Below are 12,040 nucleotides of genomic sequence, written 5' to 3'. Positions count from 1 at the left end.
GGCTTGTGAGTTGTGGGTTCTCAGTTTTCAGTTATCGGTTGATTCCGTCACTTCGAGTGATTTTGAATATTAATGCGATAGCTTTAATATTCAAAATTGTATCGAGAAGCCTTTTAACGTAAGGGTTCTCGATACAAATTTTCTGAAAAAGCTGTTCGCATTTTCTGAAAATTCACTCGAACTGACGCGATAGTTGTAACGTCATTTTATATTGCTTTTTTTGGTAAAAAATTATGCCTCGAACAGACGAACCCTTGACTTAATAGCATTGGCCTGAACTTGTCGAAGAGTCGAAGTCCTTATTATATCAAAACATCATAGGTCAGGATTTTATAAAATAGCGACAGCTTTTTTATAAAATTGTATCGAGAAGTTTTTATGGTCCATCGTTTATCGTCCATCGTTTATCGGGCAACGGGCTTGTGGGTTGTGAGAAGTGAATCGTGAATCGTGAGGAGTGAGTTGTGGGTTGTGAGTCGTGGGTTGTGAGTCGTGAATGCTGTCCATCGTTAGCAACGAATATCGTATAGCGTTTATCGGGCAACGGGCTTGTGAGTTGTGGGTTCTCAGTTTTCAGTTATCGGTTGATTCCGTCACTTCGAGTGATTTTGAATATTAATGCGATAGCTTTAATATTCAAAATTGTATCGAGAAGCCTTTTAACGTAAGGGTTCTCGATACAAATTTTCTGAAAAAGCTGTTCGCATTTTCTGAAAATTCACTCGAACTGACGCGATAGTTGTAACGTTATTTTATATTGCCTTTTTAGAATAAAAATTATGCCTCGAACTGACGAACCCTTGACTTAATAGCATTGGCCTGAACTTGTCGAAGAGTCGAAGTCCTTATTATATTAAAACGTCATAGGTAAGGATTTTATAAAATAGCGACAGCTTTTTTATAAAATTGTATCGAGAAGTTTTTATGGTCCATCGTTTATCGGGCAACGAACAACGGGCTTGTGGGTTGTGAGTCGTGAATCGTGAATGCTGTCCATCGTTAGCAACGAACATCGTATATCGTCTATCGTTTATCGTTTATCGGGCAACGAATAACGAGCAGCGAACATCGTCCATCGTTTATCGTCCATCGTATATCGGGCAACGAACAACGTATATCGTCCATCGCTTATCGTTTATCGGGTAACGAATAACGAGCAGCGAACATCGTATATCGTCCATCGTCTATCTAATATCATATATCGTCTGACGAAGCTAGTTTATTAACTATATTTGTGCACGAAATTTATTCCAGTTTCTATTTTTTTGTGGATTGGAATACTAAGGTGGGTAGGCTGGATTTAACAATAGTTGATTAAAATCGTTTAAAAAATGAGTTCCAATATAAAAATAGCAGTAATTGGTTTGGGTTATGTGGGTTTGCCTTTGGCGCGTTTGTTTGCTACTCAATATCCGGTAGTTGGATTTGATATTAATCAAAATAGGATCGATGGACTGCGTTCGGGTACGGACAGTACGCTGGAGGTAGCCGATGCTGTTTTGCAACAGGTATTGGTTGATTCTTTGGAGGGGAATTCAAAGGGATTGTTATGTTCGTCTGATTTAAAGGACATTGCTGATTGTACTTATTATATTGTGACGGTTCCGACGCCGGTTGATAAGAACAATCGCCCTGATTTGAGTCCGCTTTATAAGTCCAGCGAGACGGTAGCGCAGGTTTTGAAGAAAGGGGATATTGTGATTTATGAGTCGACCGTCTATCCGGGGGTTACTGAGGAAGAATGTGTACCGGTATTAGAAAGGGTTTCAGGTTTAAAGTTTAACGTTGACTTTTTTGCCGGTTATTCGCCGGAGCGTATTAATCCTGGCGATAAAGAGCATACGGTAGATAAAATTTTGAAAGTGACGGCGGGTTCGACTCCTGCAATTGGGCAGAAGGTCAATGATTTGTACAAAAGCGTTATTAGTGCGGGAACCTATCTGGCTTCAAGTATAAAAGTAGCTGAGGCTGCCAAGGTCATCGAAAATTCGCAGCGCGATATCAATATTGCCTTTGTCAATGAATTGGCTAAAATATTCAACTTGATGGGAATTGATACCCAGGCGGTTTTGGAAGCGGCAGGTACCAAATGGAATTTTCTACCCTTTAAGCCGGGGCTCGTTGGCGGACACTGCATCGGGGTAGATCCTTATTATTTGGCCCAAAAAGCCCAGGAAATGGGTTATCATCCTGAAATCATTTTGGCCGGCAGGCGGTTGAATGACAGCATGGGGGATTATGTGGCTTCTCAAATCGTAAAGCTGATGATCAAGAAGGGGATTTCGGTTAACGGAGCCAGGCTCCTGATGCTTGGCATCACTTTTAAAGAGAATTGCCCGGATGTTCGCAACACTAAAATTGTCGATGTGATTGCTGCTCTGGCCGATTATGGGATTGTTGTCACAATTTATGATCCGCTTGCGAGTCCGCTTGAGGTTGATCATGAATATCAATTGACAACAACGGCGGCGCTGCCTCAGGAACGATTTGATGCGGTGGTGCTGGCTGTGGCGCATAAGGCGTTTTTGGATATCGATTTGGCTTCTTTGCGAAACGCTAACAGTGTGTTGTATGATGTGAAGGGGGTTTTGGGAGATGTGGTTGATGGGAGGTTGTGAGTCGTGAGTTGTGAGTCGTGAGTCGTGAATCGTGAGTTGTGGGTTGTCGGTTTTCGTCACTTCGAGTGATTTTATAAAATAGCGATAGCGTTTTTATAAAATTGTATCGAGAAGGCTGGTATGAAGGGTTTCTTTACTTTTTTAGCTCACTTGATTTTTGTTTTTTTAGTGGTGTTCGCTGACCCGAGCCTGCAAGGCGAACGGATGAAATAATCTTCGATTTGTCTTGATGGAAAAAGTAACAAAAAGATCAAGCCTGAAAATTAAAAACTTAAAAACTACCTCAAAACTCTGTTCCTCAGCCCGAGCCGTTCGCCTTTCAGGCTCAACTCGCGGACTGCTGCTACCTGACTGCCACTGGCAGTCCTCCTTTTAATTTCAAATGTTGTTTTTTGACGTTTTTAATTTAAGGGCGGGTAAGGAGTGGTGAGAAGTGAGTTAGCGGTTGTCGGTTTTCAATTAGTCCCGATAGCTCGGGAGGAAATCGTCTGTCGGATATAGAGAAGAAAGAAAGGGTGTCGTTTTTTGGATTTAAGAGAACGAGACTGAATAAAAAAATAAAGAATTGAATATGGAAAATAAAAAATCGATTACTCATGTGATACTTAGCGGAGGGGTGGGGAGCCGATTGTGGCCTTTGTCACGTAAGAGCAGACCTAAGCAGTATCTTGATTTGTTTGACGGGAAGTCGTTGTTTGAGATGACCGTGGAGCGGAATAAGGCTATTGCCGATACTTTATTGGTTGTGGGAAATGTTGATAATCGTCATTTGAGTAAGGCGATTTTGGATAAAACGGCTACTTCTTATGTGGATATTGTTGAGTCGACCCCAAGGAATACTGCAGCGGCGATTGCTTTTGCGGCTTTTGCTTCAGAGCCTGATGCCGTGCTTATCGTTACTCCATCGGATCATATTATTGATGGGATGGAGGCTTATGAGGCTGCGATTCAGGAAGCAATTGTTAAGGCCAGAGAGGGTTTTATCGTTACTTTCGGGATTGTTCCCACCAAGCCTGAGACGGGATATGGTTATATTGAACGCCGAGGGGATCAGGTGATTTCTTTTCGTGAAAAGCCCAATCAGGTCACGGCGGCTGATTTTATAGCCAAAGGGGATTTTTTGTGGAATAGCGGCATGTTTTGTTTCAAGGCCAGTGTATTTCTGGAAGAGTTGGCATTGTTTCATCCTGAAGTTTATGCCAAGTCAAAGATTGCCTGGGAGCACAGCATTAATGGCAATCTGGATCTGGATCTGTCACTCGAGATTCCGTCAATCAGCATTGATTATGCGGTGATGGAAAGGAGTAAGAAGATCAAGGTGGTTTCCTCCTCTTTTGGTTGGTCTGATCTAGGGTCTTTTGAGGCGGTTTATGATTATCTGGTTTCGATAGGTCATCCGGTGGATAAAAACAGGAATATGGCTATCGGTACTCCTAACTATACTGCTTTTATCGGGGTTAAAGATTGTATTTTTGTTTATACCGATACGGCTAATTTAATTTTGCAGAAGGAGTTTTCACAGGATGTGAAGAGTTTGTATGGGAAGTTGGAGCGAGAGGGGTCTGGGTTGTTGGAGTGAGTTGTGAGTTGTGAGAAGTGAATCGTGAGTTGTGAATCGTGAGTTGTGAATCGTGAGAAGTGAGAAGTGAGTTGTGAGAAGTGAATCGTGAGAAGTGAATCGTGAGAAGTGAGAAGTGAGAAGTGAGAAGTGAGTTGTCGGTCCCGATAGGGATCGGTTATCGGTTGTGATTTTATGAGAGAGTTCAGAATATAGAGTAAAGAATATGTGGTGGGTCAAAGGGGATTTTTCTTCTTTGATCTATTTTTTTTTAGTGAGTCGTGAATCGTGAATCGTGAATCGTGAGAAGTGAGACGTGAGTTCTCGGTTGTCGGTTTTCGTCACTTCGAGTGATTTTATAAAATAGCGAGAGCTTTTTATAAAATTGTATCGAGAAGTTTTTATGGTCCATCGTATATCGGGCAACGAACAACGGGCTTGTGAGTTGTGTCCTTCGATCCTTCGATCCTTCGGCAAAAGCTCAGGACAGGCTCAGCTCAGGACAGGCTCAGTTCAGGATGACATTAGGTTGTGAGTCGTGAGTCGTGAGTTGTCGGTCCCGATAGGGATTAGTTATCGGTTGTGATTTTAGGAGAGAGTTCAGAATATAGAGTAAAGAATATGTGGTGGGTCAAAGGGGATTTTTTCTTCTTTGATCTATTTTTTTTAGTGAGATGTGAGATGTGAGATGTGAGTAGTGAGTTGTGGGTTGTGGGTTGTGAGTGGTCAGTCCCGATAGTTGTCGGGAGGTCTATCGTCCACCGAATGTCGTCCACCGAATGTCGTTCGCCGTTTTTCGTTTAGCTTATATTGAAGATTCTGGCTAAAGTGAGCGCAATGACAAAAGGGGTGCATTTAGCCTATTTTATTAAGTGAGTTTGTCATCTCGACGAAGGAGAGATCACGCATGTAAGTCGACAATCTTAGTCAGAAGATACTACTTACTTGACTTAATGAGATTGAAGGCGAGTGTCCCGCTTGCGCATATCGATTTTAAAAATGTTTCACTTTATCGTATTAGATCATAGGGATTTGAGTTGTGGGTTGTGGGTTGTGAGTTGTGAGTTGTGAGTTGTGAGTCGTGAGTCGTGAATCGTGAATCGTGAGAAGTGAGACGTGAGTTCTCGGTTGTCGGTTTTCGTCACTTCGAGTGATTTTATAAAATAGCGAGAGCTTTTTATAAAATTGTATCGAGAAGGCGGTTGTGGGTTATGGGTTGTGAGAAGTGAGAAGTGAGAAGTGAGTTGTGAGTTGTGTTCTGTTAGTTCCCGTCACTTCGAGTGATTTTATAAAATAGCAAGAGCTTTTTATAAAATTGTATCGAGAAGACGGTTGTGGGTTGTGAGACGTGTGTCGTTCAGTGATTTTATGTGATTAGCCTATTACTTCACGAAGTTTTTGCTGAATGCTAATATATTGATTTTAATTACACTATTGAGTTTCCCGTGTGATCTCTCCTTTGTCGAGATGACAAATCGTCCATCGTTCATCGTTCATCGTTTGTCGGACAACGAACAACGTCTATCGAGTGTCTAATGCTGTTCATCGGATATATTTTACTGTTTGTCGGGTAACGGATTTTGGGGTCGGAAGTGAAATTGTGAGGGACAGGGTCTTTTTTTAGGGCTAAAAAAGGGTGGTGAATGGCCTGTTTTTCTATGTATTTGTAAGTTTTTACTCCTCACTAAATTTAGTGATATTTGTAAAAATTTTAACAGCTTATAAAGGGTTTAGTTGGTTGGTTTTGAATGGTTTAGTTTTTGATTTTTTTTGGTTTTTGGTTTTGCTTTTATAGATGCTGTATTTAAATTTTAATTTGGTTTTTTTTAAGACTATATTTGCCGAAACTTAGCTTTTTTTTGGGAAAAGCTCGGATTGAAAGGGTTGTTGCTTAAAAAAGCAGCGAATTGTTACAATATAGTGAACCAATAATGGGAGTCGCAAGGGCGAAGCCGTTTGTTGTAGTGAGTTGTGAGTAGTGAATCGTGAATCGTGAGTTGTGAGTTGTGTCCTTCGGCAAGCTCAGGATGACAGTGAGTTGTCTGTTATGGGGCCCGATTTATGGGAGACCAAAAAAAATAAATAATAATTATCTATATATGAAAAAAATACTGATTGTCCTTTTCTTGTTGGTTTCTCTTTTTCAAAGCGGCGGTATGGTTGCGCAGGATTTGTTGAAAAGTAGCGATTTGAGTACGCTTAAAGTGGATTATTTGGCGGATAGTGATATTGCTAAAATAAAAGCGCAGCTGCAGAGCAATAATATGACTATCGAGCAGGCAGAACCTCTGGCTTTGGCTAAGGGGATGCCGGCGTCTGAATTTGCAAAGCTGAAAGAGCGTTTGGCGATGCCGGCGACTGCCAAAGATTTGGTTAAAAAAGACAGTGAATCGGATGGAGATGCCAACGATAAGCAGGATGCTTTTGGCAGAAAGCAGCAGAAAATTGTCAATACTAAGGTTAAGGATTCGGTTAACGCTTTGGTATTTGGTTCGGAATTGTTTGATAATCCCACTTTGAATTTTGAGCCTAATCTGACATTGGCTACGCCGGTGAATTATATTTTGGGTCCCGGTGATGAGTTGCAGGTGAGTGTGTATGGGGTACAGGAATTTAATTCCAGTATTCCTGTCAGTGTAGAAGGCAAGCTGACGATTCCGTTTGTGGGTCAGATTCCGGTTTCGGGGATGAGCATCGAGGCCGCTACGCAAAAAATAAGAGGCGCGATAGCCCGAGTATATAGCACGGTGGCTTCAGGACAATCGCAGGTAGCGGTGAGTCTGAGTCGTATTCGAACGATAAAGGTTACCCTAATAGGCAGTAAGCAGCCGGGGAATTATTCTATTTCTTCTTTGGCGACAGTTTATAATGCGTTGTTTTTGGGCGGAGGACCGGGAAAAAACGGCAGTTATAGAAATATTGAGCTGCTTCGAAATAATAAGGTATATGCGAAGGTGGATATCTACCAATTTTTGGTGCATGGGGATCAATCCAGCAATATTGGTTTGAAGGATAATGATGTGATTCGGATTCCGGCTTACAATCAAAGAGTGACTGTCGAAGGACAGGTGAAGCGTCCGGGTATTTTTGAAATGAAAAAGGGAGAGACTTTTGCCGATCTTTTGAGTTTTGCCAGTGGATTTAATGAGTTTGCCTATACTGCCTCGGTTAATGTATTGCAGAAAACGGATAAGGAATATAAGGTTCGCGATATCAAAGCGAGCGAGTATGCGACATACAAGCCTCTGTCAGGAGATGTATTCCGAGTGACCAAGATTTTGAACCGATTTGAGAATCGTATTAAAATTGAAGGGGCTGTTTTCAGACCGGATACCTATTCTTTTTATGAAGGGATGCGCATTTCGGATTTGGTGTTAAAAGCTGAAGGTTTGAAAGAAGATGCCTATCGCAACAGGGCGCGAATCCTTCGATTGAAGGCGGATCTAACTAATGAAATCGTTAATGTGAATTTAGACAAGGCCTTGGCAGGGGATTTGGATGCCGATATCGCTTTGAAGAAAGAAGATGTGGTGACGGTTTATTCTATTTTGGATTTTGTTGAAGAATATAAAATAACCATCGACGGTGAAATCAAAAAGCCGGGGGTTTATGATTATTATGAAAACCTGAGTTTGAACGATTTGTTGGTGCAGGCGGGCGGATTGACCGGTTCGGCTTCGAAACGAGTGGAAGTGGCGCGAATGGTGGTCTCTGAAGAAATTGATGACAGCAACCCGAATAAGGCCGAGTTGTTTAATATAGAAATCGTGGCCGGTAATAACGAGCAGGCGAAGAATTTTGCCTTGCAGCCTTTTGATGTGGTGAATATCCGCAAGATGGCGGTGTATGAAAAGCCGGAGATGGTGACAGTCAGCGGAGCGGTGCATTATGCCGGGAAGTATGTGCTGGCTCATAAGAAAGACCGGGTGTATGATGTGATCCAGAGAGCGGGCGGACTGACTTCGCTGGCGAATGTTGAAGGTGTTAAAATCAAAAGACCAATTCAGGCGAAGCAGATAGAAGCTCTTGAAAACGTAAAACTGAATTTGGGTAAGAAAGACAGTATCCAGAACAAATTAGAGAAAAAACTAAAAGAAGATTTGAAATATGCGACTATTCCGGTTGATTGGAAGTCGATTGTTAAAAACCCAGAAAACAGCACCAATGTGACTTTGTTTGCCGGTGATGAGATTGAGGTGGTTGCGTTTAACGAAGGAGTCAAAGTGACCGGTAATGTGTTACTGACTTCGGAGATTCCTTATGACAGCGGAAAAGGCTTTGGGTATTATCTGAATGCTGCCGGAGGTGTTGATGCTAAGGCCTGGAAGAAAAAAGCCTATATCATTTATCCTAATGGGAAGGCTGCTGTAGCGAGTTCGTTTTTATTTATTCGATCTTATCCGAAGGTTAGACCCGGATCGCAGATTGTGGTTCCTGAGAAGCCGGAAGTGAAGAAAATGAGTACCGGGGAATGGGTTAGTATCGGAAGTGTTATTACGAGTTTATCTTTGTTGATTCTAAATGCGTTTAAGTAGTTGTGAGTCGTGAATCGTGAGTTGTGAGTTGTGAATCGTGAGTTGTCGGTTTTCGGTTTCCGTCACTTCGAGTGATTTTATAAAATAGCGATAGTGTTTTTATAAAATTGTATCGAGAAGGTTGGTATGAAGGGTTTTGAGTCGTGAATCGTGAGTAGTGAATATTAAGTGGTTCTTTTTCTTTTGCCTTGATGCAAAAGAAACAAAAGATCAAGTCTGAAAATTCAAAACTTAAAAACTACCTCAAAACTATGTTCCGCAGCCCGAGCCGTTCGCCTTTCAGGCTCATCTCGCGGACTGCTGCCACGTCGTTTTATCGTTGTTTTTCTACGTTTTTAATTTAAGGGCGGGGAGAGAAGTGGTCTGTAAACGATGTTCGTTGGCCGATGATCGAAAAAACGTTCCGCTATCTATCGGGAGACGGGAAACGATGGACGGGAAACGATGGACGGGAAACGATGGATGGAAAACAATGTTCGTTGACCGATGAACGGAAAACGGGAAACGGAAAAAAAATATTAGCTGGAAGTTATAAAATATAGTATTGATGGAAGTACAAAATGACGAGATATCGTTAAAGGAATTAATAGAGAAGGGTAAGGAATGGTATGCTTACTTGCTGTCGCAATGGAAGGTGATTGTGTTGGCGGGAGTTATAGGGGCCGGATTTGGGCTTACGTATTCCTTTATTAAGAAACCGGTTTATACTGCGACTTTGTCTTTTGCCTTGGAAGATGAGAAAGGCGGTGGCGGATTAGGCGGTGCTTTGGGACTGGCCAGTTCTTTTGGGATAGACCTTGGCGGCGGCGGCGGGAGTATTTTTAGCGGATCGAATTTGACCGAATTGTTTAAGTCGCGTGCGATGGTGGAACAAACTTTGTTGAGTCCTGTTGTTGTTGATGGCAAGACGATTTCGCTGGCTGAGATGTATATCCAGCATAATAAGTGGAGAGATAATTGGGATGCCAATCCTAAATTTAAAAGTATTCAGTTTTTGCCCAATACTAACAGAAAGTATTTTACGAGAGTGCATGACAGTATTATGGGGGTCATGTATGCTGATTTGTCTAAGACTGGATTGAGTGTGGGGCAAAAAGATAAAAAAATTGCGATCATCACTATAGATGTCAATTCGACCAATGAATTGTTCTCGAAGTATTTTACCGAAGCTTTGGTTAAAGAGGTTTCTGATTTTTATGTGACGACCAAAAGTAAGAAGGCCCGAATGAATATGGATATACTCGAAAGACAGACCGATAGTATCAGAAGAGAATTGAACGGAGCGATTACCGGAGTGGCGGTCGCGAATGATAACACCTTTGGGTTGAATCCGGCGATGAACGTAAGACGGGCGCCTTCGGCCAGAAGACAGGTCGATGTACAGGCGAATACGGCGATATTGACCGAGTTGGTCAAACAAACAGAATTGGCTAAGGTTACTTTGCGTAAGGAAACCCCATTGATTCAGGTGATTGATCAGCCTATTTTACCTTTGAAAAAGGAAAAATTTGGCAAGGCAAAAGGGATAGTAATGGGCGGGTTTTTAGCCGGATTCTTGATGGTCTTGGGATTGATTGTAAGGAGATTGTTGAGAGAGCTGCAGGTTTAAAATTGTTGCAGGTTTTAAGTTGTTTCAAGTTTCAGGTTTCAAGTTATTTAACCGTAATCCTGATAGCAATCGAGACACAAAGGAGCTGTTTCAAGTTTGAATTGTTTCAGGTTTGAAGTTTCAAGTTTCAAGTTGTTTAACCGCAATCCCGATAGTTATCGAGACACAAAGTATTAATAAATTAGAGGTAAGAGATTGCTTCTTTCATCGCAATGACATGAAAATAGGTATCACTTTTAGTGCATTTGATTTATTGCACGCAGGACATATTAAAATGCTCGAAGAAGCCAAAAGGCAATGTGATTATTTGATTGTTGGTTTGCAAACTGATCCGACATTGGATCGTCCTGAGAAGAATAGACCCGCGCAAACGGTGGTGGAACGCTACATACAGTTGAAGGGCTGTAAGTTTGTAGATGAAATTGTTCCCTATGCAACGGAGCAAGATTTAGAAGATATTTTACGAGCTTTCAAAATTGATGTGCGCATTGTGGGTGATGAATATAGAGAACAAGATTTTACCGGACGAATGTATTGTGAAGCCAAAGGAATTGAATTGTACTTTAACACCAGAGATCATCGGTTTTCGAGTTCAGGCTTGAGGAGAGAGGTGCATCAAAAAGAAATGAAAAAAAATAAATAAATGTAAATTTAGATTTATAATTTATTTTTACTAAGATAAAACAACAATTTTCATATGTTTAAAGATAAAATATTATTAATTACTGGAGGTACAGGTTCTTTTGGTAATGCCATGTTAAAAGGATTTTTAAATTCTGATTTAAAAGAAATTCGAATTTTTAGTCGTGATGAAAAAAAACAAGAAGATATGCGTATTGTCTATAAAAATGACAAATTAAATTTTGTTATTGGGGATGTACGAGATTTTGATAGTATTAATAATGCAATGCGTGGAGTAGATTTTGTTTTTCATGCTGCGGCATTAAAACAAGTACCTTCTTGTGAATTCTATCCTATGCAGGCAGTGCAGACCAATATTATTGGAGCAGAAAATGTGTTAGAAGCTGCTGCCAGAAATAATGTTCAAAGAGTAGTTGTATTAAGTACGGATAAGGCTGTTTATCCAATTAACGTAATGGGAATTTCCAAAGCGATGATGGAAAAAATGGCAGTTTCCAAAGCAAGAGACGGCAGAGTCCAAGAGGTTAATGCAATATATACAGCAACACGTTATGGAAATGTAATGTGTTCAAGAGGATCTATTATTCCATTATTTATAAAACAAATCAAAGAAGGAAAACCATTAACAATTACAAATCCAAATATGACTCGTTTTATGATGTCACTAGATGATTCGGTAGACTTGGTAATGTTTGCTTTCAAGAACGGTAATCCTGGAGATATATTTGTTCAAAAATCACCGGGAGCAACCATCGAGGTTTTGGCTATGGCACTTAAAGAATTATTCAATGCGAATAATGACATAAACATAATTGGCGAGAGACATGCTGAGAAGATGTACGAAACCCTTTGTTCTAAAGAAGAGATGTCTAAAGCGGAGGATTTAGGTCGCTTTTATAGAGTACCAGCTGATTTTAGAGATTTAAATTATACTAAATATGTTCAAGAAGAAGGAGCAAAGCTTCTTGATACAGAATATAATTCAGATAATACGGAAAGATTGAATGTTGAAGAGTTAAAAAAATTATTGCTTACCTTAGAATATGTTCAAGAAGAATTAGCTTCATATACCAAATAA

Annotated in this window: 7 protein-coding genes; all 7 read left to right on the top strand. The window is 40.8% G+C overall.

Annotated elements, in window-relative coordinates; all coding sequences use genetic code 11:
- Positions 1 to 1,331: 1,331 nt before the first annotated feature.
- The 7 genes from BUB25_RS13790 to BUB25_RS13760 all read left to right on the top strand — a co-directional run bounded on the left by BUB25_RS13790 (position 1,332) and on the right by BUB25_RS13760 (position 12,040).
- Complete coding sequence (locus BUB25_RS13790) at positions 1,332 to 2,618, top strand: nucleotide sugar dehydrogenase (RefSeq protein WP_072945335.1); 1,287 nt, start codon at positions 1,332 to 1,334, stop codon at positions 2,616 to 2,618.
- A 571-nt stretch (positions 2,619 to 3,189) separates the two neighbouring features.
- On the top strand, positions 3,190 to 4,197 hold the full coding sequence (locus tag BUB25_RS13785) for a mannose-1-phosphate guanylyltransferase (RefSeq protein WP_072945334.1): 1,008 nt from the start codon (positions 3,190 to 3,192) through the stop codon (positions 4,195 to 4,197).
- A gap of 2,078 nt (positions 4,198 to 6,275) precedes the next feature.
- Positions 6,276 to 8,711 (top strand): SLBB domain-containing protein, encoded by a 2,436-nt coding sequence (locus tag BUB25_RS13775; RefSeq protein WP_072945330.1) that lies wholly within the window; start codon positions 6,276 to 6,278, stop codon positions 8,709 to 8,711.
- A gap of 386 nt (positions 8,712 to 9,097) precedes the next feature.
- On the top strand, positions 9,098 to 9,253 hold the full coding sequence (locus BUB25_RS16670) for a hypothetical protein (protein ID WP_170066910.1): 156 nt from the start codon (positions 9,098 to 9,100) through the stop codon (positions 9,251 to 9,253).
- Between the two features lie 5 nt (positions 9,254 to 9,258).
- Positions 9,259 to 10,320: a Wzz/FepE/Etk N-terminal domain-containing protein gene (locus tag BUB25_RS13770; RefSeq protein ID WP_072945329.1), complete on the top strand. Its 1,062-nt coding sequence runs from the start codon at positions 9,259 to 9,261 to the stop codon at positions 10,318 to 10,320.
- 217 nt (positions 10,321 to 10,537) lie between these two features.
- Positions 10,538 to 10,963: an adenylyltransferase/cytidyltransferase family protein gene (locus BUB25_RS13765; RefSeq protein ID WP_072945327.1), complete on the top strand. Its 426-nt coding sequence runs from the start codon at positions 10,538 to 10,540 to the stop codon at positions 10,961 to 10,963.
- A gap of 54 nt (positions 10,964 to 11,017) precedes the next feature.
- On the top strand, positions 11,018 to 12,040 hold the full coding sequence (locus BUB25_RS13760; protein WP_072945326.1) for a polysaccharide biosynthesis protein: 1,023 nt from the start codon (positions 11,018 to 11,020) through the stop codon (positions 12,038 to 12,040).

The sequence above is a fragment of the Flavobacterium granuli genome (assembly GCF_900129705.1).
Lineage (GTDB): Bacteria > Bacteroidota > Bacteroidia > Flavobacteriales > Flavobacteriaceae > Flavobacterium > Flavobacterium granuli.
The sequence above is the reverse complement of the archived record's forward strand: the minus strand, read 5'-3'. Positions and strand labels throughout refer to the sequence as shown.

Coding starts and splice junctions, on each gene's coding strand:
- BUB25_RS13770 (WP_072945329.1), top strand. CDS start 9,259: ATGGAAGTACAAAATGACGAGATATCGTTAAAGGAATTAATAGAGAAG.
- BUB25_RS13775 (WP_072945330.1), top strand. CDS start 6,276: ATGAAAAAAATACTGATTGTCCTTTTCTTGTTGGTTTCTCTTTTTCAA.
- BUB25_RS13765 (WP_072945327.1), top strand. CDS start 10,538: ATGAAAATAGGTATCACTTTTAGTGCATTTGATTTATTGCACGCAGGA.
- BUB25_RS13790 (WP_072945335.1), top strand. CDS start 1,332: ATGAGTTCCAATATAAAAATAGCAGTAATTGGTTTGGGTTATGTGGGT.
- BUB25_RS13760 (WP_072945326.1), top strand. CDS start 11,018: ATGTTTAAAGATAAAATATTATTAATTACTGGAGGTACAGGTTCTTTT.
- BUB25_RS16670 (WP_170066910.1), top strand. CDS start 9,098: ATGATCGAAAAAACGTTCCGCTATCTATCGGGAGACGGGAAACGATGG.
- BUB25_RS13785 (WP_072945334.1), top strand. CDS start 3,190: ATGGAAAATAAAAAATCGATTACTCATGTGATACTTAGCGGAGGGGTG.